Origin of the sequence: Treponema maltophilum ATCC 51939 (assembly GCF_000413055.1) — a bacterium.
GTDB classification, from domain to species: Bacteria; Spirochaetota; Spirochaetia; order Treponematales; family Treponemataceae; genus Treponema_C; species Treponema_C maltophilum.
The window spans coordinates 1,973,469-1,997,263 of sequence record NZ_KE332518.1 but is presented as its reverse complement, the minus strand read 5'-3'; the positions used below and the strand labels follow the sequence as shown (position 1 = coordinate 1,997,263).

25 protein-coding genes are annotated in these 23,795 nt (G+C 48.7%); 12 read left to right on the top strand and 13 right to left on the bottom strand.

The annotated features are described in order from the left end of the window. Positions 1-39 precede the first annotated feature (39 nt). From HMPREF9194_RS09150 to mtnK, 3 genes are all read right to left on the bottom strand, one after another. On the bottom strand, positions 40-681 hold the full coding sequence (locus HMPREF9194_RS09150; protein ID WP_016526093.1) for a class II aldolase/adducin family protein: 642 nt from the start codon (positions 679-681) through the stop codon (positions 40-42). Positions 682-685: 4 nt separating this feature from the next. Further along, positions 686-1,786 (bottom strand): s-methyl-5-thioribose-1-phosphate isomerase, encoded by a 1,101-nt coding sequence (locus tag HMPREF9194_RS09145; RefSeq protein WP_016526092.1) that lies wholly within the window; start codon positions 1,784-1,786, stop codon positions 686-688. A gap of 93 nt (positions 1,787-1,879) precedes the next feature. After that, positions 1,880-3,082, bottom strand: coding sequence for an S-methyl-5-thioribose kinase (mtnK, locus tag HMPREF9194_RS09140; protein WP_016526091.1), 1,203 nt, complete (start codon positions 3,080-3,082; stop codon positions 1,880-1,882). A gap of 549 nt (positions 3,083-3,631) precedes the next feature. Here mtnK and HMPREF9194_RS09135 point away from each other — a divergent pair. The 8 genes from HMPREF9194_RS09135 (at position 3,632) to HMPREF9194_RS09100 (ending at position 10,990) form a co-directional block, all read left to right on the top strand. After that, positions 3,632-4,240 (top strand): class I SAM-dependent methyltransferase, encoded by a 609-nt coding sequence (locus HMPREF9194_RS09135; protein WP_016526090.1) that lies wholly within the window; start codon positions 3,632-3,634, stop codon positions 4,238-4,240. Positions 4,241-4,271: 31 nt separating this feature from the next. Further along, complete coding sequence (locus HMPREF9194_RS09130) at positions 4,272-4,814, top strand: glutathione peroxidase (RefSeq protein ID WP_016526089.1); 543 nt, start codon at positions 4,272-4,274, stop codon at positions 4,812-4,814. Between the two features lie 15 nt (positions 4,815-4,829). Then, positions 4,830-5,780, top strand: a complete 951-nt coding sequence (locus tag HMPREF9194_RS09125) for a TraB/GumN family protein (RefSeq protein WP_016526088.1) — start codon at positions 4,830-4,832, stop codon at positions 5,778-5,780. 12 nt (positions 5,781-5,792) lie between these two features. Then, complete coding sequence (locus HMPREF9194_RS09120; protein WP_016526087.1) at positions 5,793-6,593, top strand: class I SAM-dependent methyltransferase; 801 nt, start codon at positions 5,793-5,795, stop codon at positions 6,591-6,593. 134 nt (positions 6,594-6,727) lie between these two features. After that, positions 6,728-7,360, top strand: a complete 633-nt coding sequence (locus HMPREF9194_RS09115) for a Type 1 glutamine amidotransferase-like domain-containing protein (protein WP_040846874.1) — start codon at positions 6,728-6,730, stop codon at positions 7,358-7,360. A gap of 37 nt (positions 7,361-7,397) precedes the next feature. Continuing rightward, positions 7,398-8,357 (top strand): hypothetical protein, encoded by a 960-nt coding sequence (locus HMPREF9194_RS09110; protein ID WP_016526085.1) that lies wholly within the window; start codon positions 7,398-7,400, stop codon positions 8,355-8,357. A 134-nt stretch (positions 8,358-8,491) separates the two neighbouring features. Continuing rightward, the gene (locus HMPREF9194_RS09105; protein ID WP_016526084.1) at positions 8,492-9,679 is read left to right on the top strand and encodes a dicarboxylate/amino acid:cation symporter; all 1,188 of its coding nucleotides are present in this window, start codon (positions 8,492-8,494) and stop codon (positions 9,677-9,679) included. Between the two features lie 3 nt (positions 9,680-9,682). After that, on the top strand, positions 9,683-10,990 hold the full coding sequence (locus HMPREF9194_RS09100; protein WP_016526083.1) for an L-cysteine desulfidase family protein: 1,308 nt from the start codon (positions 9,683-9,685) through the stop codon (positions 10,988-10,990). Positions 10,991-11,007: 17 nt separating this feature from the next. On the opposite strand, the gene HMPREF9194_RS09095 is transcribed toward HMPREF9194_RS09100, so the two are convergent. The 9 genes from HMPREF9194_RS09095 to HMPREF9194_RS09055 all read right to left on the bottom strand — a co-directional run bounded on the left by HMPREF9194_RS09095 (position 11,008) and on the right by HMPREF9194_RS09055 (position 18,927). Then, entirely contained in the window at positions 11,008-11,727 is a 720-nt protein-coding gene (locus HMPREF9194_RS09095) for a FadR/GntR family transcriptional regulator (RefSeq protein WP_016526082.1), read from the bottom strand. Between the two features lie 4 nt (positions 11,728-11,731). After that, positions 11,732-12,652 (bottom strand): dihydrodipicolinate synthase family protein, encoded by a 921-nt coding sequence (locus tag HMPREF9194_RS09090; RefSeq protein ID WP_016526081.1) that lies wholly within the window; start codon positions 12,650-12,652, stop codon positions 11,732-11,734. Between the two features lie 36 nt (positions 12,653-12,688). Further along, positions 12,689-13,978: a TRAP transporter large permease gene (locus tag HMPREF9194_RS09085; RefSeq protein WP_016526080.1), complete on the bottom strand. Its 1,290-nt coding sequence runs from the start codon at positions 13,976-13,978 to the stop codon at positions 12,689-12,691. Continuing rightward, positions 13,975-14,529, bottom strand: a complete 555-nt coding sequence (locus HMPREF9194_RS09080) for a TRAP transporter small permease (protein ID WP_040846302.1) — start codon at positions 14,527-14,529, stop codon at positions 13,975-13,977. The genes HMPREF9194_RS09085 and HMPREF9194_RS09080 overlap by 4 nt, the downstream gene beginning before the upstream one ends. A gap of 75 nt (positions 14,530-14,604) precedes the next feature. After that, positions 14,605-15,606, bottom strand: coding sequence for a sialic acid TRAP transporter substrate-binding protein SiaP (locus HMPREF9194_RS09075; protein WP_016526078.1), 1,002 nt, complete (start codon positions 15,604-15,606; stop codon positions 14,605-14,607). A gap of 186 nt (positions 15,607-15,792) precedes the next feature. Beyond that, entirely contained in the window at positions 15,793-16,560 is a 768-nt protein-coding gene (locus tag HMPREF9194_RS09070) for a class I SAM-dependent methyltransferase (protein WP_016526077.1), read from the bottom strand. Between the two features lie 18 nt (positions 16,561-16,578). Beyond that, positions 16,579-17,232, bottom strand: a complete 654-nt coding sequence (locus HMPREF9194_RS09065) for a cupin domain-containing protein (protein WP_016526076.1) — start codon at positions 17,230-17,232, stop codon at positions 16,579-16,581. Between the two features lie 18 nt (positions 17,233-17,250). Next, positions 17,251-18,090 carry a Rossmann-like domain-containing protein gene (locus HMPREF9194_RS09060; RefSeq protein ID WP_016526075.1) on the bottom strand — a complete coding sequence of 280 codons (840 nt, stop codon included), beginning with the start codon at positions 18,088-18,090 and terminating at the stop codon, positions 17,251-17,253. Positions 18,091-18,144: 54 nt separating this feature from the next. Next, positions 18,145-18,927, bottom strand: coding sequence for a Crp/Fnr family transcriptional regulator (locus tag HMPREF9194_RS09055; RefSeq protein WP_016526074.1), 783 nt, complete (start codon positions 18,925-18,927; stop codon positions 18,145-18,147). Positions 18,928-19,015: 88 nt separating this feature from the next. On the opposite strand from HMPREF9194_RS09055, the gene HMPREF9194_RS09050 reads away from it, so the two are divergent. The 3 genes from HMPREF9194_RS09050 to HMPREF9194_RS09040 are packed head-to-tail and all read left to right on the top strand — an operon-like array spanning position 19,016 to position 21,369. Continuing rightward, on the top strand, positions 19,016-19,966 hold the full coding sequence (locus HMPREF9194_RS09050) for an ABC transporter substrate-binding protein (protein WP_016526073.1): 951 nt from the start codon (positions 19,016-19,018) through the stop codon (positions 19,964-19,966). Continuing rightward, entirely contained in the window at positions 19,941-20,699 is a 759-nt protein-coding gene (locus tag HMPREF9194_RS09045; protein ID WP_016526072.1) for an ABC transporter permease, read from the top strand. Before HMPREF9194_RS09050 ends, HMPREF9194_RS09045 begins: the two co-directional genes overlap by 26 nt. Further along, entirely contained in the window at positions 20,677-21,369 is a 693-nt protein-coding gene (locus HMPREF9194_RS09040; protein ID WP_016526071.1) for an ABC transporter ATP-binding protein, read from the top strand. The genes HMPREF9194_RS09045 and HMPREF9194_RS09040 overlap by 23 nt, the downstream gene beginning before the upstream one ends. Before the next feature lie 83 nt (positions 21,370-21,452). Here the strand turns inward: HMPREF9194_RS09040 and rny are convergent, their stop codons facing one another. Further along, the gene (gene rny / locus HMPREF9194_RS09035) at positions 21,453-22,982 is read right to left on the bottom strand and encodes a ribonuclease Y (RefSeq protein WP_016526070.1); all 1,530 of its coding nucleotides are present in this window, start codon (positions 22,980-22,982) and stop codon (positions 21,453-21,455) included. A 205-nt stretch (positions 22,983-23,187) separates the two neighbouring features. On the opposite strand from rny, the gene HMPREF9194_RS09030 reads away from it, so the two are divergent. Beyond that, a complete protein-coding gene (locus HMPREF9194_RS09030) occupies positions 23,188-23,691 on the top strand; it encodes a hypothetical protein (protein WP_016526069.1) in 504 nt (167 codons plus the stop codon). The last annotated feature ends 104 nt before the right edge of the window (positions 23,692-23,795 follow it).

Sequence of the window (23,795 nt, the reverse complement as noted above, 5' to 3'; positions counted from 1 at the left end):
TCGCTCGGCTGCACTTCGCAAACTCGTTTTCCGCGATTTTCAGCTTTTTTTCATGTCGTCCAATTCTTTTATCCGTTCGGCTGTAAGATTATGGCTGCCGGGCAAGCCGGACGCTATGCAGGTCATCATCGCCGCCTGTTCGAGCAGTTCGATGCGGTCGAAGGCGCTCAACAATTCCGTTCCGACGGTGATAACGCCGTGGTTTTCCATAAGCAAGGCATTATGCGTTTTTATGTGCTCGGCGACGCTTTGCGCCAAATCGTTTGTTCCCATGCGTTTATACGGAACGTTTACAACCTCGCCCAGCATAAAATACGCTTCGGCCGTCAGTTTCGTATTAAGCGAACAGGGCATGACGGTCGAAAAGGCGCTTGCGTATACCGGATGTGCGTGCACGACGGCCTGCATGTCGGATCGGGCAAGCAGCGCCAGCCGGTGCATTTCCGTTTCGATGCTGAGTTTTATATACGGCGTCAAATTCGTTCCGTCGAATTTAACCAGCGCGATTACTTCGGGCGTCAAATTACCCTTGTCGAGGCCGGACGGCGTTATGCAGAACTTTTCTTCATCCAACCGCAAACTGATATTGCCGCCGCTTATCGTCGTAAGTCGGCGGTCGTACAGCCGCTTCATGTAAGACGCGACAAGCGCCCGTTCTTCGTAATACTCAAGTTTTCCCATCGTTTTACTCCTCCGTTAGGTGCCCGTTTTTATCTCTTTTTTTTGAATCTTTCAGATAATCGGCTAAGCGGTGCGGCTCATATACGCCCAGTTCCGTAACGACTCCGCTGCACAGTTCCGGAGGCGTAATGTCGAACGCGGGATAATAGCCTTTTACGCCGTCCATCGTTATTCTTGCGTCCCATGCTTTCAGCACCGCATCCCCGTCGCGTTCTTCGATCGTTACGGTTGAAAGGTCGGCATGCTTGGGGTCGGGCGTTCCGGTAACATAATAGGGGATGTCGTAGTAGCGTGCGGCGAGCGCCATTTGAAAGGTGCCGACCTTATTGACGATGTGTCCGTCGATTGTGATGACGTCGGATGCCGACGTAAACAGGTCGACGTTTTTTGCCTTCATCGTAAAGGCGCACATGTTGTCGGTTATAACCGTTACGGGAAAGCCCATATCGCATGCGACGCTTGCCGTTAGGCGCGAGCCTTGAAAATACGGCCGCGTTTCCGCGCAAATAATGCGTACGTTTTTTCCGGATTCTTTGCATGAGCGCAGCATGGTTCCCGTGACGGTATCCGCAAAGCATTGGGTTATGACGGTGCCGTTTTGCGGAATCAAATCGGCCGTGTGTGCGCCGATAACGGCGTATTTTTTATAATTGCCGTTTACATAATTGAATGCATACTCGAACGCCGCTTGAACGATTTCGTCGGCCGACGCGGTGCCGGCATATTTTTTTATGACGTTAAGAGAACCTTCGACGATACTTTTCATTTGTTCGACCGTTGTCGGCCGCGCGTGCGATAAGTCGTAGGCGGCTTTTTCGCAGTATGCACATATGCCTGCGGCGTCGGCGTTTTTCGCGCTTACGTTCGCGTGTACCGCCTGATACGCCGCCAAAGCCATGCCCATTGCGGCGGCAAGGTAGGGGCCGGCGCTTTGCGTTACCATATCGCGGATCGCCTGCGCGACTTCTGTATAATCGGTACACGTAACGAATTCGGTTTTAACGGGATAGATTCTTCTGTCGAGAATGCGCACCGCTCCTTTTTCGTACCACGCGATGTTTTCGTATTTGAGCAAAAATGCCAAGCCTTCGTCTTCTCTTTTCATCATATTCTCCCGCTCATGTTTTTCGGCCGCAACAGTGCCGTTCTTTGTGCGACAATGCCGCCGTTTAAGGCCGCGCCGCCCGACTGCGCACTTTTATCGGATTTTATGTACCGCTGCCGCGCTGTAAAACATGCGTACAAGATCGCTTCCCGTATGCTTTTTCGCGCGCGACATAATAAGCTTTTCACCCGTTGCAATAAGGGCGCGTTCCATCGGAATCTTTACGGACGTATCCGTTACCGAAGTAAGTTCCGCAACCTTTGCATCCCCGACGACGCGCCTGATTATTTCCGTTCCGGCAAAGCCGATCGAATCGGATGCGATTTGCGCAAGATAGCGCTTTTTGAAAAGCCCGTTGTAAAGCGGAAAATGTACGACGGCATCGTATTTTTCCGAAAGCTTTTGCGCGCTTCCGTCGACAATGTCGGCAATCGTCCGTTCCGCCCATGCGATAAATTCGGTACGCTCCGGTTTTGCAAAAACGGCGTATGCGAGGGCAAAAAACATATTGCCGATAACGTTTCCTATATCGTAGCCCATCGGGCCGTAAAAGGCGAATTCGGGGTCGATTACTTTTATGCCGTTTTTATTTATAAAAATCGAGCCGGAATGTAAATCGCCGTGAATAAGTGCTTGCGCATTGTTCATAAATGCATTACGCAGCATGCCGACTTCAGCTTTCAATTTTTCGTTGCGGTACAAATGCTTTTGCACGAATTCTTCATTGCCTTTTGTGATGACGTTGCGTCCCTTATAATCGTCGTAGGGTTCGGTCAGCACCAAATCTTCGGTAATGTCGCATAATTCGATATTCGTGAACAGGCGCACCCGCTCTTTTTTGAACGCGCGGTCGGCTGCCGTGTCCGCCGCAACATCGGCGGTCGGTAAAAGCGTGTCGGCTAAAAAGGTTGAAATACGGTCGGCAAAAGCGGGAAAGGTTTTTCCTTTGAGCATCTCCGTGCGCAGATTTTTGTATGCGGAAATATCTTCCATGCACAGCGCGCACATAGCTTCATCGTAACAGTAAACCTTCGGCACCATTGCCGGTGCAAGCGTGTTTTGAACGGCAAGGATTTCGGCTTCGATTTTACTGCGCTTTACGTCCAGTTTGCGTCCCGAAGAGCGCAGCTTTGTGTCGGCCTGTTTAATCACAAGGGATTTTCCCGTTTTTTTGTCGGTAATTTTGAACACGTAATTGATGTTCCCGTCGCCGATTTCCGCGCATTCAAGCTCGGCGCCCTTTTCGAAATAGCGGAGCTTTTGCGCAACGTAATTTTTTACGTCGTCGCACGTCATTAAAAAGTGTTTTGAATAATCGCCTGCCAGAACTTGCTCCTTTTATTTATCATACCGAATAAATGCGGCCTTATACAAGGGGAAAAGTTCAGCTTTCTTCATCCTCTGTGCCTATAACATCGGTACTGGTTAGTCCGTATTCGGGTTAATCGGTACCAAAGTATTTTATAATGCAAGCGCATACGGCAAAAAAAACGGTGAATTGCATGCACTGCTGCGCTATCTGTCTCTAGCGCAAAAAGCGCAAATTCCCTATAATTACCTATACTTGCAGGTTTCCCGTACATCCGTGTACGGGACAAAGATAACAACGGGTATTGTCTGCATGTGCAAACGTCGCATACATACGACTTTAAGTTCGCAATTCTGAAGAAATGCTCGCACTTAAAGATATATTGAGCATACAGTTTGAAGGAGTGAAAGCGGCGGGATGCCCCTACGGGAAAACGTATGTCGAGTATTTTGTATAAGCAAAATACTCGATGCGCAAGAATGTACAAGGACGCACATTCTTGCGCGGGTTGCCTCTCTCGCCCTTGAGGAGTAACTATGGGTTTAGGTGATAATTTTAAAAAGCCTACGGGCTTTATCGGCAAAATGATTGTCGCGGGGATGAACTCGGGGCACGCGCATATGGCCGAATGGGGCTTTTCGCATTTGGACGGAAAGATTACGGGCAGCGGTTTGGATATCGGCTGCGGGGGCGGCGCGAACGTTAAGCGTCTTATCGAACGCGGCTGCAGCAAGGCGACCGGCATAGATTATTCGGACGTGTGCGTTGCGCAATCAACAAAATTCAATAAAAAATATATCGAACGGGGCAGCTGCCGCATACTGCAGGCGAGTGTTTCTTCTTTGCCCTTCGAAGACGGCTCGTTCGATATTGCGACCGCATTCGAAACCGTCTACTTTTGGCCCGAAATCGAAAAAGCATTTAAAGAAGTATTCCGCGTGCTCAAAAAAGGCGGCCTGTTTTTTATCTGCAACGAATCGGACGGCCTTCACAAAGAAGACAACAAATGGACCGAAAAAATCGGCGGCATGAAAATCTATACCGGCGAACAGCTGAGCGATCTGTTGTCTGCGGCGGGCTTTACCGGCATACAAACCGATTCGCTTTTTAAGAAAAAATATCTGTGCGTAACTGCCCGCACATAAATATACGTATAAACTTATATCGAGGTAAAACATGTCAATTTACGATTATTCGGTGCAGGATGCGCAGGGGAATGCGGTTCCGCTTAAAAATTACAAGGGGAAGGTTTTGCTGATTGTAAATACGGCGACCGGCTGCGGCTTTACGCCGCATTACAAAGAGCTTGAACACATGTACGAAACGTATCATGATAAGGGCTTGGAGATAATCGACGTGCCGTGCAATCAATTCGGAGGTCAGGCGCCGGGCACGGATGAACAAATCGCGGAATTCTGTACGCTCAATTACAACACGAAATTCCCGCACATGAAAAAGTCCGACGTAAACGGCGCGAACGAACTGCCGCTTTATACATATTTGAAAGCGCAAAAGAAATTTGAAGGTTTCGGTAAAGGAAAAACGGCGGAAAAGATGGACGGCTTGCTTGCAAAAATCGATCCCGATTATAAAAACAATTCCGACATCAAATGGAATTTTACCAAATTCGTTGTCGCGCGCGACGGTGCCGTTGTTGCCCGTTTTGAACCGACCGCGTCCATGGCCGATGTCGAAGCATGCGTTGCAAAGCTTATCTAGGGAAGTGAGGGTTTTATGAAAAATGCCGCATATATGAGGAATGTACGGAAAGCGTTTGCTTTTTTGATTATCGGTTTTGTCTTGGCCGGCTGCGCAACGAATGCGCGTGCCAAAGCGAAACCGGTGCTCATCGAACATCCGGAACGCTTTTTTTGGGAAATCAAAGGCGCTAAAGGGTCGGTATTCGTGCTCGGCACGATTCATATTGCCGACAAAACTTTTTATCCGCTTGAAGAAAACGTTTTGCGCACCTTTGACGGTGCCGACCGGTTGGTCGGCGAGCTCGGCGGGCTTGAAGACATGCAGGCGATTGCAAAAGAACTGCAGGCGGTTATTCCGGAAAATATGAATACCGATCCGGAAAAGAACTTGCTTAAAAAGCTTTCGCAAGACGAACTGACTTTTTTGAACGAAAAAATCGGCGAATTTACGGTGCGACAACTTGCATCGTTTAATCCGTGGATTTTGAATATGGTGCTGTCGCAGCTTTTAATAGAGCAGTCCGGTTTGAACGCGGTCGACGGTCTTGACCTTCATTTAATACAACGGGCGGGGAGCAAAAAGATCGAAGCGCTTGAAACTCCAAGTCAACAGCTCGCGGTGCTTGCTTTCGGCAGCTTTGAAGATCAGCTTGCAATGTTGAAATCTTCGATAGAGGCGCTGCAAAACATCGATAAAACAAAGGAAGAAATAAGCCGCCTGCGCTCTTTGTATCTTGCAAACGACAGGGTAAAACTTGCAGAGTTGTTGCCCGAATTATTGTCCGATGTTCCGTCTTCCTTTTCGCCCGAAAAGGCGCAAGCGTTTATGGACGCTTTGCTGAAAAACCGGAATCGGCTGTGGGCGCATAAATTCGCCGAATATTTGCAAAAAGGCGGAACAACTTTTGTGTTTGCCGGCTGTGCGCATTTTCTCGGCGATTCGAGCGTGTTCGAAATTATGCGGCAGGAAAGTCTGCTGGAATAAGCGGAGAAAAACATGTCTGAAAAAAAATCGGCTAATTACAAAAACTGGGTTCCGAAGGGAATGGTCTGTGCGTGCGCCGCAATAACGACTTTCGCATTACTGTGCTCGGCTGCGATTGTCCTGTTTATCGGGCTGAAAAATGCGGCAACGTGGGCGGTCTTCGCGCTTTTGCTTGCAGTCTTTGTGTTTTTCGGCGCCGCATTCGCATGGTGCTTTGCCGCGTACAATGCGTTTTCGTATACGGGCAAACGGCAACTTTCGCGGCGGATTATCGAAAAGATCGCGTCGTATGTTGTGCTCCCCGAAGGCGGCACGGGGCTCGATGTCGGCTGCGGAAGCGGCGCGTTAACGATAGCGTGCGCAAAGAAAAATCCCGGCGCTTTCATGGTCGGAATCGACCGCTGGGGAAAAGAATACGCTTCATTCAGCAAAGCGCTGTGCGAAGCCAATGCCGGAGCCGAAGGTGTGCCCAACGCATCGTTTGCGAAAGGAGATGCGGTAAAGCTCGATTTTGAATCGGAACACTTCGATGCCGTTACGAGCAATTACGTGTACCACAATATTCCGTCTTCCGACCGCAGACAATTACTTGCCGAAACGCTCCGCGTGCTGAAAAAAGGCGGCCGCTTTGCGATTCACGATTTAATGTCCGCCGCTCGCTACGGCGATATGGAAGCCTTTGTCGAAGATTTAAAAAAACAGGGTTACGAAAAGGTTGAACTTATCGACACTGCAAACGGTCTTTTTATGCAGCCGATCGAAGCAAAGTTGTTTTTGCTTTCCGGTTCGAAGCTTTTAGTCGGGAAAAAATAAAAAGGAGATGTGCCGTGTTTGTGCAAAACATATTCAAAAAACGCAGTCGTTTTGTCGCCCGACTTTCGGCGGTACTCATTTTTATTGCGTGTGCAGCGACCGTACCCGGTGGGGCTGAAGAGGACGGAAAACCGGTGAAAAAAATACTTTTGGTTTCGTCGTTTACCGAAGTCGTAAAAAACGGCGTTTTTGCAAAGTGTATCGATGAGCCGCTTGCGGGCAAATGCCTTACGTTTATTCCCGCCGCTTCGGCAGTCGAAAAATTTACCTTTTACGTAAAGGCGGCAAAAAAAGCTTTCGAAAAAATGGGCGTAAGGGTCGACGTGTTGGACATCATAAACGCTTCGCGCGAAGAGGTTGCCGCGACGATTGAAAAAAACGATCTTTTGTATATAGCCGGCGGCAATACCTTTTTTTTGCTGCAGGAACTTAAAAAAAGCGGCGCCGATAAAGCCGTCAGGGAACACATACGCAAAGGTAAGTTGTACATCGGAGAGTCGGCCGGCACCATCATCCTTGCGCCCGACATCGAATATGCAAAAGATTACGACGATCCCAAAAAGGCTCCCGGCCTCGACGGTTATGATGCGCTCAACGTTCTCGACTTTTATCCGCTTCCGCATTATACCGAATTCCCATTTAAAAAGGGTGTCGAAAAAATCATCTCTGAAAACGAAAGTCTCGGCGAAAACCGCAAAGTTATGTACCCGTTTACAAATAAGCAGGCCTTGCTTATAATCGGGGACAAAGTTACGCTCGCGGAATAAAAAAAAGCTTTTATAATGCAGTAAAAAAGGAAAGGTCATGGAAGATTTCTTTAAAAAAGTGAAAGACAAGTTTTCGGATATGCAATCGGAATATAGAGAAACGGTTTTGAATTCTCGTATTGACGATTTGGTCGGTGTTTTACAGGCTATCGATAATCATATAGAATACGAATCGGAGCTTGCAAACAATGTAGGCTTAAAGCGCGATATTCTCGATAAGTATGATCCGGTAAAATATATTGTCGAAATCGATAATAAAATCTTAAGGGATATCAATTCGTCGGAATCTTTGTGTTGGGGTTTTTACCGCAAAGCGATTTTTTTGGATTTAAGCAAGTTCAAACATGTAAACGAAAAAATATACAGCGAGCTTTTATACCGAATGTTCGAAATGTCCGCCAAAAATAAAAAAATTGATGTTACCTGCTTTATACGCGAATTGTATTTGTATTGCGGTAAAAACGAATTTGCCTATGCGGGCGAAAGTTTGCTTGCTCAACTGAAGAAATACTTGCAATTGGCGGAACCTTATATTATAAAAACCAAACAATCGGAAGATGCAAAAGAAACCCGCCAATCTTCCGAATCGGAATCCGAAACACAGAGCGGATCCGAAGCGAAAACCGATTTCTTTGCCGAAACGAAAGAAGACGCATACGGCGCCAAACTTATATCCGATTTGTTATTTAAATACAGTATATCGAATGCGCGCGATTTAAATACGATGTATGCAAAAATCGGTTTTGCCCATTTTTTCTTTTGCGTACTTATCCCCTTTGCCGCGGCGGTTCCCGGCTTTGTATGTTTTTCGCCGTTAGGAATAGCGTGTTTGATCGTTGGAGTCGTTTCCCTTTCTGCGTTTGTGTATAGGTTGTCAAAATTGGAATACCTTAAAAAAGCGATCGCAAAAATCGCGACAGCCGCAAAAATCGGCGAAGACTATATTTACAGCGCGTTAAAAGACCGCTATGGTAAAAATCTTAAAAAACTTTTGTAACGGCTCTGCCCGTAATTTCCCGCACTGATTTGACAATCGGAAAAAGCGGAGATATACTGTCCGCATGTGTGTTTGTGCGCACGTTTAAAAACTTTTTCGAAAGTTGATTCAAAGTTTTTATGCGAGGTATGATTATGGAAAAAAAAGGCGGATTCAAATTGGGATTGCTGCCGCAGCTGTGCCTGGGCATTATTGCGGGTGTGTTGCTGGGGCTGCTTGTGAACGCTCCCGTCATGGGCGTTATTGCGACAATCAGAAAATTGCTCGGATCGCTTATCTTTTTTGCGGTTCCGTTGGTTATTTTCGGATTTATCGCTCCGGCAATTTGCGACTTAAAAGCGAACGCGGGCAAAATGCTCGGCGCGTTTTTACTCATGTCGTATGTATCCGCGGTCGGCGCCTCGCTTTTTTCAACCGCGGCCGGCTATATACTCATTCCGTTTTTGAACATTCCGGCTCAGGCTGCCGAGTTGGTCGAAGTGCCCGTTACTCCGTTTTCATTGAGTATCGAGCCGATTATGCCGGTTATGACCGCGCTGGTGTTGGCGATTTTAACGGGCATTGCGGTTATCTGGACAAAGGCCGCTGCCGTCGAAAAACTGTTAAAAGAAATTCAGGCGATTGTGCTTGCGATCGTAAACCGCGTTATCGTGCCGGTGCTGCCGTTTTTCATTGCGGCAACCTTTGCCGAACTGGCTTACAGCGGCAGTTTGACGCGCCAGCTTCCGGTATTTTTAAAAGTCATTATTATCGTGCTCATCGGTCACTTTATTTGGATGACGCTGCTCTACCTTATCGGCGGCGCGGTTTCGCGGAAAAGTCCGCTTGAAGTCGTTAAACATTACGGCCCCGCGTATGCGACCGCCGTCGGCACGATGTCGAGCGCGGCCACTTTGCCCGTAGCTTTGCGCTGCGCGCATAAGTCTTCGGTTTTGCCGCCGGACATTGTCGACTTTGCGATTCCGCTCGGAGCAACGACGCATTTGTGCGGCTCCGTGTTGACGGAAACCTTTTTTGCAATGACCATTTCGCAAATGCTGTACGGTTCGGTTCCCTCGGTCGGAACGATGATTTTGTTTTCGTTTTTATTCGGCGTGTTCGCGGTCGGTGCGCCCGGCGTACCCGGCGGAACGGTTATGGCTTCTTTGGGCATTGTTATCAGCGTACTCGGTTTTGACGCGGTCGGCACGGCGCTTTTGATCGCCATCTTCGCTTTGCAGGACAGTTTCGGCACCGCATGCAACGTAACCGGTGACGGAGCGCTCGCGCTTATTTTGCGCGGTCTTTTTTACAAACCGGACGGAACGCCGAAAAAGGCTTAGTATATGGAATTGACCGATTCCGACTGTAGCAGCTTTATTGCAATTCTTGAAGAAGAATTGGTACCCGCCCTCGGCTGTACCGAACCGATTGCCATCGCCTATGCGGGCGCACACGCCCGCAAGCTGCTCGGAAAAATTCCAGACAGAGTATGCATTAAAAGCAGCGGGAACATTATTAAAAACGTCAAAAGTGTTATCGTTCCCAATTCCGGAAATATGAAAGGAGTTCCGGCTGCAGCGGCAATCGGTATTATCGGCGGCAAGAGCGACAAGGGGCTTGAAGTTCTTGCCGATATAACCGAAGACGATATCGAGCGTACAAAGGAATTTTTGCAAAAGGTTCCCTGCAAGGTTTCGCTGTTGAATTCGGTTGCCGCGCTCCATTTTATTGTCGAAGTTTTTGCCGGAGACGAGAGCGCTTCGGTTGAAATTATCCATCAACATACGAATATCGTCCATACGACCAAAAACGGAAAAGACGTACTGCGCGTTCCGTTTGATCCCGCCAGCGCAAATGCGGCGCTCACCGACCGTTCCGTGCTTTCGGTAAAAAAAATTCTTGAATTTGCCGATACGGTCGACCTTGAGCGCGTTCGCTCCGTGCTGGAACGGCAAATCGATTACAACAGCCGCATTTCCCGCCACGGCTTGGAGCACCGCTACGGAATCAATGCGGGCTCGAATCTTTTGGAAGCGGCAAAGGCGGAAAACGCGGTTACGTTAAAAGTCCGCGCAGCCGCTGCGGCCGCGGCCGGCTCCGATGCGCGCATGAGCGGCTGTACTTTGCCGGTCGTTACGAATTCGGGCAGCGGAAATCAGGGCATAACCGCATCGATGCCGGTAATCGTCTTTGCTCAAGAAAAAAAACTTTCGCATGAACGTTTGCTGCGCGGACTTTTGGTAAGCAATCTTGTCGCGATTCATCAAAAGACGCGCATAGGAAGACTTTCGGCTTATTGCGGGGCGGTGAGCGCCGCGTGCGGAAGCGGTGCCGCCATAACCTATCTTGCGGGCGGCAGCTACGAACGGATTTGCGAAACGATAACGAATACGCTTGCCGTCGTGTCGGGAATTTTATGCGACGGCGCAAAACCGTCGTGTGCCGCAAAAATCGCTTCGGCCGTCGATGCGGCGATAAACGCGCATTATCTTGCGATGAAGCACGAGGCTTTTCAAGCCGGCGACGGAATCGTAAAGGCTGACATAGAAAAAACCATCGCCGGGGTAGGCGCAATCGCCGCCGACGGTATGCGCGAAACCGATAAAGTCATTTTAAACATCATGGTTAACGACGATTACGTAAAAGTGTAATTTTAAACCGGGCGCTCTTACATTTCCGTTTTTTGCGCGGCGAACACTTCCACATTGCGCTTCGATGCGGCGATGTGTTCGTTCATTGCGGTAACGGCATCTTCCGTATTGTGCGCTTCGAGCGCTTGCAGTATTTTTTTGTGCCGCGTAATCGCGTCGTCTATGCCTCCCGCAACGAGAACGCCTTTTCCCATGTAGTCGGTAAGGAGCGAAACCAGCACGTCGATGAATATTTCGAGCAGGGCGTTGCCGGACGCTTTTGCTATGAGATTGTGGAAGCGGCAGTCCAGCGCGACGCGCTCCGCAGGCGAAAGCGTTTTATCCGAAAAGGCTTCGATGTTGTGCCGCAGCGCTTGCAATATATCGTCGGTAATATGCGTCGCGGCAAGACGGGCAGCGTTCACTTCGAGCATCGCGCGCATTTGCGTTAAATCGTCGTCGCAAATATTATTCATATGCATAATTCTGCTTACGGCGGAAAACACGGTTGAATTTTTCGGCTTTGTAACGAAGGCGCCGAGTCCGTTTTTAAGCGTAACCAAGCCCCGTTCCCGCAAAACTTTTAAAGCTTCACGGATAACGGGGCGGGATACGCCGTAGCGCTCGGCAAGCTGCTGCTCGGACGGCAGTTTTTCGCTTACGGGAAAGGCATCCGAATTGACAATAGTATCTTCCAACAGGTCGGCGATTTGAGTGCTTAAATTCTCTCGTACCAAGTTAAAGCTATTGTCGTTCATCGTTCTATCCTGCAAGACCGAGTTCTGCCCGAATTTCTTTTTCCATACGGATAAGGCTTTCTATTTCGTGCCGCGCATTTTCGTTCAATATGGAAACGTCTTTGCTTCTGGTTGTAAGCGACATGGGAACGCCGGTAAGACTGTAGTGGAACTTCGCGTTTACCGGGTATGCGCGTGCTTCGGATACCGCCGCAACCGTTAGAAAGTCGCTTATTCGGCGCGCTTTTTCCGGCTCGGTTTTAAAGTGATCGTACATCCATTTATAAATGTCGATGTGGAAATTCGCCATGACGCCGTTATAACCGTCGTAGCCCGCGATAAGCGAATCGAGCAGCGTGGACGTATTTGCGTTAAACAGCGCAAGTTTTGTTCCGGCGGTAAGTTTGACGCGGCGCGCTTCTATTTCGTTTGAACAGCTCACGTCTTTTAAAAAGACCAGTTTACCCGTGCGCGCGCAGTCGGCAAGAAAGTCGTCGGTAAGCAGGCGCAAATACGGATACGGACATTCATACAAACCGAAGGTAACATTCGGAAGCTGGCGGAAAATATCTTCGGCGTTTTTATTGAAGACATCCGCTCCTTCGTTTTGTTTTGCCATGCGGTTCGCAACGAGCACAACCGCATCGGCACCTGTTTGCGCCATGGCGCCCAGTTCGTCGATTTGTTCCGCATGATCGTCGGCCGTGTGTCCCGACGCGATTACTTTAATTCTGCCGGCATTTGCATCGACGACGGCTTTTGCTATGTCGAGCTTTTCCTGCTTTGAAAGAAAAAACATTTCGCTCGATTGGCAGACGGCAAAAATTCCGTCGGCGCCGTGAGCGATATACCATTCGACAAGTTTTTTAATCGCATCGAAATCCACTGTATTGTTTTCCGTAAAGGGCGTGATCATTGTAGGCCAGCAGCCGTGATATTCTTTCATATAAACCTCTTATATTTTAGCATTAAAGTTGTATCATTAAAGCAATCCCGCAAGTTTCGGCAGGAACAGTACCGTTTCCGGCAAATACGTTATGATTATAAGCACGAGCAGCATCGCCGCAAGCGGCCAGACGATTTCTTTCATAATGCCTTTAAGCGGCGTTCCCGATATACCGCTCGTAATAAACAAGAGCATGCCGAACGGCGGCGTGGAAAGTCCTACCATCATGTTGAACGTTACGACAAGGCCGAAGTGAATCATGTCGATGCCGAGCGCCTGAGCGACGGGAATCATAATCGGAACGAAAACGAGCTGAATCGTCGACGTATCGATAAACATGCCGAGGAACAGTATGACGATATTCACCAAGAGCAAAAATTGATACTTGCTCGATGTAATCGAAAGGATCCAATTGCCGATGTGTACCGCAAGCTGTTCGCGCGCAACGATATAGCTGATAATCGTCGCAGCCCCTATCATAAGCGAAGTTGCGCCGACGTCTTTTACCGTCGTTTTAACGACTTCGAACAAGTCTTTCCAGCCCATTGCGCGGTATGCGATAACGGAGATAATCAGTGCGTACAATCCCGCGACGGCGCCCGCTTCGGTCGGTGTCATAACGCCCGTGTAAATACCCACGAGGAGGATGACGGGCGTAAGCAGCGACGGAAGCGCTTTGAGCGTAAAGGCAATAAATTCGTGCAGTACGATTTTATCGCCGCGCGGATAGTTGCGCTTTTTTGCAACGACGGCGACGTATACCATAAGGAATATCGTAAGCATGACGGCGGGAATCATACCGCCCATAAACAGAGCGCCGACCGATGTGCTGCTGAGCATTGCATAAATAACCAGCGGAATCGACGGCGGGAATATGGGGCCGATCGTCGCCGACGCGGCGGTGATTGCGCAGCTGAATTCGTCGTCGAAGCCTTTTTGCCGCATTGCCTGAATTTCGATTTTGCCCAAGCCGGCCGCATCGGCTATTGCAGAACCGGTCATGCCGGAAAAAATAAGGGACGCAAGAACATTTACATGTCCGAGCGCACCTCTCATGCGTCCGCACAAGCCGCCTGCGAATTTAAAGACCATGTCGGTGATCTTTCCCGAATTCATTACGTTCGCCGTAAAGATAAAAAGAGGAACCGCGATAATAACGTAATTCGTGTAAAACGTGTTCATGACCTGATTGACGACAAGGCTTAAATCGCGGCCGGTTATTAAAAGATAGCACACGGCGGCGCTGAGCATACCGAGCGCAATCGGCATACGTAAAATAAAAATTAAAATAAATACGATAAGCGCTGCTGCAAGTCCGAAACTCATACGCTGCCTCCGTCTGCGGCTTTTCCGACCACCGCCGCGTTTTCTTTGTCCGCCTTATGGTCGGCCGAATCGTCAAGTTTGCCGCGGATTACGTTTATATCTTCGATGCACGGCTTAATACTGTAGCCGATAACCGAAAGCAAAAAATATGCAAAGGGTATGAATACCCAGGTAAGACTTACGCGAAGAACCGCCGTCCGCTGGAATCCCTGAAAGAGTGAAAAATTGATTGAAGGGATAAACAGCGCGGCAAAGGTTAAAATAATAATGATATTGCCGGCCAAGCGTGCCGCCGCGGCAACTTTCGGGCTGTACATATCGTACAGCATTGTAAACTGTACGTGAGCGCGCTTTCGCATCGTATAGCATGCGCCGAGAATAACCGTCCAGCAAAAACCCAGTACGATAAGATCGTTTGTCATGATGATCGGACGGTTAAAAACGTAGCGTGAAACGACTTGCAAAATAAACGCAATAAACATTACGGAAAAGGAAATAATCGGAATATACACTTCCATACAATTCCGCAAAAATAATAATATCTTTTTCATGGCATCTCCGTTGCGCCCCGAAGCGGCGCTCACCGTACGGCAAAAGCACGAGACTTTGCCGTACGCGTCAGGTAATCAGTTGCCGGCAGCTTGCACCTTGTCGAACAGATCTTTGTCCCAGGATTTTGCGTAATCGCTTGCGAGATATTTGCCGAGGACTTCTTTGCTGAATGTGTCGAGGTCGGCTTCGTACACTTTAAGCCCCTCGGATTTGAAAAAGTCGATAAGCTCGGCTTCGGCTGCGCGGTTCGTTTTGTCGCAGAATTCGATGCCTGCTTTTACGCCTTCCATAATCCAACCCTGCTGTTCTTTGGTAAGCGATTGCCATTTTTTTTCGTTGATCGCGGGCCACACGCTGTCTACGACGTGGTTCGTAATCGTAATCGATTTCGTTACTTCGTAGAATTTCGCGTTTTTGTCGGTCGGCAGCGGGTTTTCCTGGCCGTCGACGGTTTTGGTTTGCAGCGCCATATACAGTTCCGAAAACGAAACCGGCGTCGGATTTGCGCCGAGCGCTTTGCCGAGGAATATCCACGAATCGGAATTCGGCATGCGCAGTTTTACGCCTTTAAGATCGGCGGGCGTCCGAATAGCTTTATCCTCGACCATGTTCATTTGGCGCGTACCCAAATATTGTGCGCCGAGCGGACGGATTCCCTGTTCTTTTGCAATGCGGTCGAATACTTCCTGTCCGATCGGGCCGTTCATAACCTTTGTCATGTGATCATAGCTTTTAAATATGTAGCCGGCCGTAAACATCGATACCCACGGAGAGCCGTCGGTAAGCCATGCGGCCGCGGTTGCGGTCATGTCGGCCTGTCCCGTTTTTACGGCACTCAGCTCCTGCTCCTGTTTGAACAAGGAGGCCGAATCGTAGGTGAGCACTTTAATCGTCCCGCCGGAAAGCTTTTCGACCGTTTCTTTAAAAACCATCATCGCTTTCGTGTGCGCATCGGTCGGAACGGCCGTCATCGTATACGTCAATTCGACGGTTTTCTTTTCCTGCGGCCGGCAGCCCGTAAAGATTACCGACAGCAGCGCCAACGCGGCAAGCGTCATACCGAGTATTTTTTTCATATTGAACTCCTGCAAGACCGTCCGAAAAGGCAGCGCCCTTAAGCATATCGGCCGGCCCTTAAATTTTAATACCGGCAGCATACGTGCCGGCTTATTACCATATTACCTGTCTAACAGGTTTACAGGTAATATGGTAGCACGAGTTTTTGCGGATGTCAAATTGTTTTTTGCGAAAAGTGAATTTTTTTATACTTTATTTTTTGTCCCGACGCTGCAAATGTAGGCGAGGTCTTTTTTGTGTCCGTTGAAAAAGCGGAACATTTGCCGGAACATCGCTTTGTTTTCTTTTTTCATCGCGTTGCGTATGATTTTCAGCGCGCCGGCAAGGCCCTCGTCGTGGATCATGCCGCGCGGGCTCATCAGCGTCATATCTCCGCATTTTTGCGTAACGGTAAAACCGTTTTTGCGGAAGAGCGCTTCCCAACCGGCGGCATCGAGCGGCTCAACGCTCACGTTTATGGCTTTGCTTAAAGCGCTCCGCAACTCTTTTTGCTTGGCGGGATCGGATGTCCTGAGAGCAACATCGTGCGTCAAAAGCAGTCCTCCCGGCTTGAGTACGCGAAAATATTCTTTGAGCGCCTTGTCTTTTTTGTCGCCGATAAGCATCGTCAGCATCGCTTCGTTGATGACGATGTCGAAACTTGCGTCTTCAAACGGCAGCGCGAGCGCATCGCCGTGAATCAACGTCAGCTTATCTTCAAGATGATTTTTCTTAATGTTTGCTTCCGCTTTTTTGAGCGCATCTTTATCGAGATCCACACCGGTGATCTTGCAGCCGAATTTTTTCGACAGCTGAATCATCGTCCTTCCCATATTGCACGCGACTTCGAGAATCTTCGTGTCGCTTTTTATATTTGCCTGTTCGATGAGCCATGCGGTCGCATCGATTCCTCCGGGGCGCAGCGTGGTTTTGCCCAGCTTTGCCAAAAATATATGACCCGCTTCGTAATACATAATGCCTCCGAGTATAAATCAGTCGCGGACGAGCAGCAAGGCCATTTTGAATTTGCCTTCCGCTTTGACGTAGTGCTTGCCGTTTTTATCAAACTTGAAGTTTTCACCTTCGCGAATGCGGTACTCTTTTCCTTCATATCCGATAATGCCTTCGCCGTCGAGACAGAAGATGATCGCATCGCCGGGTGCGGAATGTTCGGACAATCCGGTTCCCGCATCGAAAGCCATGATCACAAATTTAGTTTTGTCGCCGTCGACGAGGTCCATGTTTACAATCTTTCCTTCTTTATAGGGAAGAAGATCCTTTAATGCGAAAACTTTCGCGCTTTTTAAAATGTCGTTCATTGAACACTCCTTGTTTAAAAGTATTTCCGAATATATGCATCCCGTTTTGCTCCGTATGCCGACGGGAATGTTTTGCGGTACAATAAAAATGTCTCCTTTGTGAAGAGCCTGCGTTTCGGCCGTCAAATACAGTACTTGTGCATCGCCTTCTTCGATCTTCCAGATTTTCGGATAATCGTAACTTTCAGGACTGATGTTTGTGCCCGCAGCAATCGAAAAAATATTCATGCTGCACGCAGTGCCTTGCAGCACGTTTTCCGATACCGTACACCCTTCTACCGGTACATTGTCTTTTGCGATGGAAAATATATGTTTGCTTTTCAGCATATCACACCTCCGTGGTTTTTATTCTTTCGCGAGTTCATACAGATCCATATAGTCGAATTCCCGGTAGACGGGATCCGGCCCCAGCGATGTTTGCAAATAAGTTTCCTTATCTTTAAGCGTTGTACTGAAAATGTAATTGAAGCCCAAATCGAATAGGTAATCGGGACACAGTTCGCAGCTCGGTCCGTATATGCCTTTTATTTCGGCGCGTTTCGACGTTTTTAAAAGCTCCGTATAGGAATTATTGACGACGGTACTTCCCGACATAATTACGATATCGAGTGTTTTCAAAAGGTCGGAAAATTCGAGTGCGTTTTTTCCGAGATGCCAGCGTATGCCCGAAGGATATCGGTGTGTTCCATCTTTAAACCGATAGCTTAAAATCTGTTCGGGCGCCCGCAAATCGAACGCATGGAATTCGGCGCAGTTATTTAAAAAACGGCTGATATAAACTCCGAAGCCGATAAGGCCTATTTTTTTGCCTTCCGTTTTATACGGAAAGGTAAGCCCTTCGGTTCTCATAATGCCGCGCTTCGCCAAAAGTTCGCTCGAATTGAACGGTTTGCTCATCAAATTGCTTAAACTGACGATAAGATTGCGCAACTGCGGATCGCCTTTGACCAGCAGCGATTCGATGCACTCATCCAGCGGTTTACCGTATAAATTTCGCGCAATTTCTTCATAGCGCTCAGGCGGCATCGTTCTTTCGGCGCGGAACGCGAGGCTCATGCATTTTTGTGTGTCGGCGCTCATAATCCAACGGAAACCGACGATAAGTTCGTCAAAAATCGGCACGGATAAACCGAATTTTTTATAGTGAGCGCGATTTATATCCAAAACGGTTTTTAAGTCGTTCATTACATCTCCGTTGACAGACTCTCGGGTTTGATAGCCCTACGCGTTTAGTCTTATCTAACTTATACCGAATTTTCGTGCTGCCGGCTGTTGCTCCGGCAACAAATTATTCAAAAAATTCGAAAATTTATCGTGAACGTTTGCCTTGATGTCCGTTTTTTGCTCGTGCGCATCTCTCGGCCTAAGCGTTATCGTTTTGCCTTCAATTTGAATAATTCCTTCGCGTTTCATGCGGCTCAGCTCGCGCGAGACGGCGCTCCTGTCCGCCGATATGAATTGCGCGAGTTTTTCGCGCGTAAAGGGCAGCGTAAACGAATTGCGGTGCAGCGCGTTTTGCGTGAGATGCAGATAAAACAAAAGCTTGTCGCGGAGCGTCGGCTGCGCCAAAAGTTGGATCTTCATGTTGAGATGCTGAATGTCGCGCGCCATTTCCCGCAACAGATTTTCGAGCACGATTATGCGGTAGGGGCAGCCGCACCGATTTGCGCCGTCTTCCGAGGGAAGGTGAATGAACAAAACCTTTGTCTTTCCCGCGCTGATAATGCGCAAAAACGGATTTGCCTGCCTGAGACAGCACAGCGCTTCTCCGAAAGATTCCCCGCGTCCGATTTCTTTGAGCAGCACGGTTTTACCGTCTACACCGATTTGTTCGGCGTGAACGCTTCCTTCGACGACGATTCCCGCATGAGAAACGATGTCGCAGGAACGATATATTTCCTGCCCGCACTCGAACGATTTATAAAATCCGCGCAGGCAGGCGATCGCTTTGTCTATGTCTTTGGCGGGAATCCCTTTGAATACCGCCGTTCGCGCCAAAAACGACGTATAAAAATTCAGCATTTTTTCCCCGTTTGTTGCAGCGGCAACGGAACTTATTATTAGTTTATGCTAACTTTTGAGCAGTGTCAATCATCCGGAGGTATCAGAGATGAAAAAAATAGTGTTTGCCGCGGCCGCGCTGTTTATTGCGCTTAACTGTGCCGTCTTTGCAAAGGAACAGGTGATCCGCATCGGTATGCCGAAAGCGCCGCCCGCTTTGCCCGTTTTGCGCATGATCGAATCGAATGCGCTCGGCGAAAACGTCAAAATCGAATATACGATTTGGGATGCGCCGGAAAAACTTATCGCGATGGTGCAGAGCGGCGATTTCGATATGTTTGCGTTTCCGCTGACGGTTGTCGCAAAGCTGTACAACAAGGGCGTTCCCGTAACGCTGACGAATGTGGACACGTGGGGCGTTTCGTATTTTTTGACGACCGATCCCGCGCTTAAAAACTGGTCGGACTTAAAAGGGAAAACCGTGTATGTCCCGCTGCAGTCTTCTCCGCCCGACGTTATCACGCAGTTTTTTATGAAAAAAGCAGGCCTTACGCCGAAAAAAGATGTAACGATTATCTATTCTTCGCGTCCGGAAATCGCGCAGATGATGGCTGCCGGAAAAATTCAATATGCGACGATGATCGAGCCGCAGGTTACGGCGATTTTAATGCAGAATAAAAATGCGCGTGTCGCGTTTTCGTTCGAAGAAGAATGGAAAAAAGTTACCGACGACAACACGATTATTCCGAATGCGGGCTTCGGCGCAAAATCGAAATTCATAAAAGACAATGCCGAACTTGTCGCACGCTTTGAAGCGGAATACGAAAAGGCGCTGAACTGGGTACTGCAAAATCCCGATAAGGCGGCTGCTCTTGCCGATTCCAAGCTCGGCATGAAAGCGCAGGTTGTGCAAAAAGCGATTCCGCGCATGGGACTTATCTATAAAAACGCATACGATGCGAAAGCCGACTTGCAGCAGTTTTGGCAGCTTTTAGTCGATTTTGATCCGGCGACGATCGGCGGAAAAGTTCCCGATGAAAAAATCCTCTATAAAAAATAACTGCATAGCGGCGCTCGCCATGCTTGCACTGTGGCAGGTGCTCTCGTTGGCGTACCCGCCGCTTGTAGTGCCGCCGATTCCGGCCGTCGGTAAAATACTTACGCGCATTTTGTCCGCTCCCGATCTTTTGCACGAAGCGGCAAAAACTTTGGGCAGGCTTGGCGCGGGGCTTTTTTTCGGCATTGCGGCGGGCTGCCTCGTCGGCTATGTGTGCGGCGTGTGCAAAACGTGCCGGGAAGTGTGCAAGCCGGTTCTCGGCGTGCTGCAGGTTGTGCCGCCCGTTGCGCTGCTCGTGCTTGCGATCATCTGGTTCGGTTTTAACGGAAAGCCCGCCGTCCTTATCGTCGCGGTTGCGATTTTTCCGATTATCGCGATTTCGGTGCAGGATGCGGTTTTGCATGTAGACCGAAAACTGCTTGAGATGGGAACCGTCTTCAAATATACGAAAAAGCGGCGCTTTTTTTTAATCACATGGCCGTCCGTAAAGCCGCAGTTTTATTCGGGCTTGCGGATCGCCTTGGGTACCGCATCCAAAACGGTCGTTATGGGCGAAGTGCTGACGACGTCTTCCGGCATCGGCGGGCAAATTGTGAACGCGCGTTTGAATATCGAACCGGAAGCGATTATCGCGTGGACCGTCGTGTCAGTGTGCATGTACTATGTGCTGGAAGCCGCTGTCGCTTTGCTGTTTGTGCCGAAGGAACAAAAATATGCTCAGCGTAAACAATCTTAAAAAAATCTACAACGGCAAAACGGTTATCGACTGTCTTTCTTTTTTTGTGCGCGGCGGCGACATCGCCGTTATCGTGGGGCCTTCGGGCTGCGGAAAGTCGACGCTGCTTAATATCGTCGCGGGTCTCGATACGAATTTTGAAGGCTCGCTGCAAACGGGCGGCAAAAAAATCGGCTATGTGTTTCAGGAAGACAGGATTCTTCCGTGGCTGACCGTCGCGCAAAATATCAAATCGGTAAATCCCGAAGGTGATGATAAAGAAGTGCAGCGTTTTATCGATATGGCGGGCCTTACCGGATTCGAGCGCTATTATCCTGACGAACTGAGCGGCGGTATGAAGCAGCGCTGTTCGATTGCGCGCGCCCTTTATTACGGCAGCGAGCTTTTGCTTATGGACGAACCGTTCAAGTCGCTCGACTACGGTATCAGACATAAGATGATTGCCGATTTGCTTGCGATTCACCAAAAAGAAAAAAATACGATTTTATTCGTTACGCACGACATCGAAGAAGCGCTTTCGGTTGCCGACGTTATTTTCGTGTGCAAAAAAAATCCGATGCGCCTTGCCGACACGCTCGACCTGCACGACAAAAGCGAACTTACGCCCGCAAAAAAGCAGGAATTAAAAGACGGGATTTTACGGATAATAACGGAGCAACATCGATTATAATACGGATTTTAAAGTCGGCGCCGAAGCTGCCCTGAAAACTTCAGTTTTCGGACAGCCTCGTTGATTTTGTATGCGACGAGTTTTCAGCGCGCGTATTCGACAATCCGGGTTTCGCGTATCATCGTCAGCTTTATGCGGCCGGGATACTGCAAATCCGTTTCTATCTGTTTGGCGATTTTGCGCGCCAATTCTTTTACTTCCGCATCGGGAATCTTTTCGTTGTTTACCAAAACCCGAAGTTCGCGGCCGGCTTGAATCGCATAGGCTTTTTCGACGCCGGCAAAACTTTCGGCAAGTTTTTCAAGATTTTCGAGGCGCTTAACGTAATTGTCCATCGTTTCGCGCCGTGCGCCCGGCCGCGCTGCGGAAACCGCATCGGCAATTTGCACGATAACCGCTTCGATGCTTTCCGGTTCGATATCGTTATGGTGAGCGCCGACCGCATTGACAATTCTCGGATCTTCGCCCATTTTGCGTGCCATTTCCATACCGACTTCTGCATGGTTTTGATCGGAATCGGTTTCCGCGCCTTTCCCGATGTCGTGCAAAAGAGCGCTGCGTTTAGCCAGTTCGCGGTCGGCGCCGATTTCGGCGGCGATCATGCCGGCAATAATCGCGACTTCTTTTGAGTGGTACAGCACGTTTTGTCCGTAGCTTGTTCTGAAATACAGCCTGCCGAGCGCGCGTACGCCGTCCTGACTCATGTTGTGAATACCCAAATCGAACAAAACTTTTTCGCCTTCTTCGTATATCTTTTGCTGGGTTTCGCGCGTTACCTTTTGCACGATTTCTTCAATGCGGGCGGGATGAATCCGTCCGTCCGCTATGAGCCGTTCGAGCGAGGTTTTCGCGATTTCTTTACGAACCGGATCGAAGCACGAAATAACGACCGCTTCGGGAGTGTCGTCGATAATGATATCGACTCCCGTGAGCGTTTCGAGGGCGCGGATATTCCGCCCTTCGCGCCCGATGATGCGCCCTTTCATTTCGTCGCTCGGCAGCGATACGGTTGCAACCGTTATATCACCGGTCGTTTCGGTTGCAATGCGCTGAATCGTCGTAACGAGAATATCGCGCGCTTTTTTTTCGGCAGTCAGCTGCGCTTCCTGTTCAATCTTGTTCAAAAGAGCTTGAGCGTCGTGCTTCGCGTCGTTTTCAAGATCTTTAATAATCAGCTTTTTTGCGTCTTCGGCGGTTAAACCCGAAATGCGTTCGAGCTCTTTGCGATAATGTTCGCCTTCCTGCGCGAGTTCCGTTTCGCGGCGTGTAATCAGCTGTTCCCTGTGAATAAATTCGGCTTCCTGTTTATCGAAATTCTGCGACCGTTTATCGAGCGCTTCTTCTTTTAATGCAAGCCTTCGTTCCTGACGCTGCAATTCTCCGCGTCTTTCCCTATTCTCCCGTTCCTGTTGATTTCGTTCTCGAATGAGTTGATCTTTCGCTTCCAGTAAAATTTCTTTTTTTTGAGCTTCAGCTTCTTTAATAGCGTCTTGCTTTACACGTTCCGCCCTCTGTTCCGATGCAGATAGTTGAAATCTGGCATACAGCCATCGAATAATCCATCCAAGAATAAGCCCAGTCAGCGGGAGACCAATGTACAATACTACCGGCATAATGCGGCCTCCAAACTAGCATAATTCAGTTTAGGGTACCATAAGAAGCTGTTCTTGTCAAATGCTTGAAGCAAAATATCTCGTAATATTGTAAAAAAATGCATGATTCCGATACGACATAATACGAAAAGTACTTGACTTTTTTCGGGGGGGGGTATTATAGAAGAAAGTTTTATTTACCGTAGTGTTCATTCAGGAGGAAAGTATGAAGAAAAATATTTTGATTTTATCGGTACTTTTATTGAGTGCGGTATTTTTGATGAGTGCGTGTACAACGGTCGATTTGGCGACAAACAGAACCGGTTGGTCAGACTATGCCGAAACCGCAGTGAAGGATTTTGAACCGGTCGGTATTGTTCGGGTTACGTCAAAAGAAACATTTACGGTATTGCCGTTCAGAATTTTGAAAAAGAAGAGCGGTTCAAAAATTACATATGATATGCTGATCAGCGAAGCCGTAAAATTGGGCGCCGATGATATTATTAACGTGCGCATCGATACGATTGATAAGAATACGAGGCATCTTTTTATGTTTATCACCGGAAGTAAGAGGGAAATTGAATATATCGGGACCGCTTTGGCGATAAAATATAAAAACCCCGTGGAATCGGTGGGCAAAAATGCGGGCTCGGCGATCGGTGATTCGGGAATCCTTCGCTCCGTAAACAAGGGGGCGTCGCTTTTTGATCGTATCAGAGCCGGTATGTAATTCGGGGCCGAATCCGATTTGACTTCGCATGCGCAAAATGACGGAAAAGCGCAACTGCGCTGTATGCCGGCAGGACTTACGGTAGTCATCATTGTATTTTGTTC

Bases quoted from the DNA above. Each gene is read 5' to 3' on its own strand.
- HMPREF9194_RS09150 (WP_016526093.1), bottom strand. From the start codon at position 681: ATGGGAAAACTTGAGTATTACGAAGAACGGGCGCTTGTCGCGTCTTAC.
- HMPREF9194_RS09145 (WP_016526092.1), bottom strand. From the start codon at position 1,786: ATGAAAAGAGAAGACGAAGGCTTGGCATTTTTGCTCAAATACGAAAAC.
- mtnK (WP_016526091.1), bottom strand. From the start codon at position 3,082: ATGACGTGCGACGACGTAAAAAATTACGTTGCGCAAAAGCTCCGCTAT.
- HMPREF9194_RS09135 (WP_016526090.1), top strand. From the start codon at position 3,632: ATGGGTTTAGGTGATAATTTTAAAAAGCCTACGGGCTTTATCGGCAAA.
- HMPREF9194_RS09130 (WP_016526089.1), top strand. From the start codon at position 4,272: ATGTCAATTTACGATTATTCGGTGCAGGATGCGCAGGGGAATGCGGTT.
- HMPREF9194_RS09125 (WP_016526088.1), top strand. From the start codon at position 4,830: ATGAAAAATGCCGCATATATGAGGAATGTACGGAAAGCGTTTGCTTTT.
- HMPREF9194_RS09120 (WP_016526087.1), top strand. From the start codon at position 5,793: ATGTCTGAAAAAAAATCGGCTAATTACAAAAACTGGGTTCCGAAGGGA.
- HMPREF9194_RS09110 (WP_016526085.1), top strand. From the start codon at position 7,398: ATGGAAGATTTCTTTAAAAAAGTGAAAGACAAGTTTTCGGATATGCAA.
- HMPREF9194_RS09105 (WP_016526084.1), top strand. From the start codon at position 8,492: ATGGAAAAAAAAGGCGGATTCAAATTGGGATTGCTGCCGCAGCTGTGC.
- HMPREF9194_RS09100 (WP_016526083.1), top strand. From the start codon at position 9,683: ATGGAATTGACCGATTCCGACTGTAGCAGCTTTATTGCAATTCTTGAA.
- HMPREF9194_RS09095 (WP_016526082.1), bottom strand. From the start codon at position 11,727: ATGAACGACAATAGCTTTAACTTGGTACGAGAGAATTTAAGCACTCAA.
- HMPREF9194_RS09090 (WP_016526081.1), bottom strand. From the start codon at position 12,652: ATGAAAGAATATCACGGCTGCTGGCCTACAATGATCACGCCCTTTACG.
- HMPREF9194_RS09085 (WP_016526080.1), bottom strand. From the start codon at position 13,978: ATGAGTTTCGGACTTGCAGCAGCGCTTATCGTATTTATTTTAATTTTT.
- HMPREF9194_RS09080 (WP_040846302.1), bottom strand. From the start codon at position 14,529: ATGAAAAAGATATTATTATTTTTGCGGAATTGTATGGAAGTGTATATT.
- HMPREF9194_RS09075 (WP_016526078.1), bottom strand. From the start codon at position 15,606: ATGAAAAAAATACTCGGTATGACGCTTGCCGCGTTGGCGCTGCTGTCG.
- HMPREF9194_RS09070 (WP_016526077.1), bottom strand. From the start codon at position 16,560: ATGTATTACGAAGCGGGTCATATATTTTTGGCAAAGCTGGGCAAAACC.
- HMPREF9194_RS09065 (WP_016526076.1), bottom strand. From the start codon at position 17,232: ATGCTGAAAAGCAAACATATATTTTCCATCGCAAAAGACAATGTACCG.
- HMPREF9194_RS09060 (WP_016526075.1), bottom strand. From the start codon at position 18,090: ATGAACGACTTAAAAACCGTTTTGGATATAAATCGCGCTCACTATAAA.
- HMPREF9194_RS09055 (WP_016526074.1), bottom strand. From the start codon at position 18,927: ATGCTGAATTTTTATACGTCGTTTTTGGCGCGAACGGCGGTATTCAAA.
- HMPREF9194_RS09050 (WP_016526073.1), top strand. From the start codon at position 19,016: ATGAAAAAAATAGTGTTTGCCGCGGCCGCGCTGTTTATTGCGCTTAAC.
- HMPREF9194_RS09045 (WP_016526072.1), top strand. From the start codon at position 19,941: ATGAAAAAATCCTCTATAAAAAATAACTGCATAGCGGCGCTCGCCATG.
- HMPREF9194_RS09040 (WP_016526071.1), top strand. From the start codon at position 20,677: ATGCTCAGCGTAAACAATCTTAAAAAAATCTACAACGGCAAAACGGTT.
- rny (WP_016526070.1), bottom strand. From the start codon at position 22,982: ATGCCGGTAGTATTGTACATTGGTCTCCCGCTGACTGGGCTTATTCTT.
- HMPREF9194_RS09030 (WP_016526069.1), top strand. From the start codon at position 23,188: ATGAAGAAAAATATTTTGATTTTATCGGTACTTTTATTGAGTGCGGTA.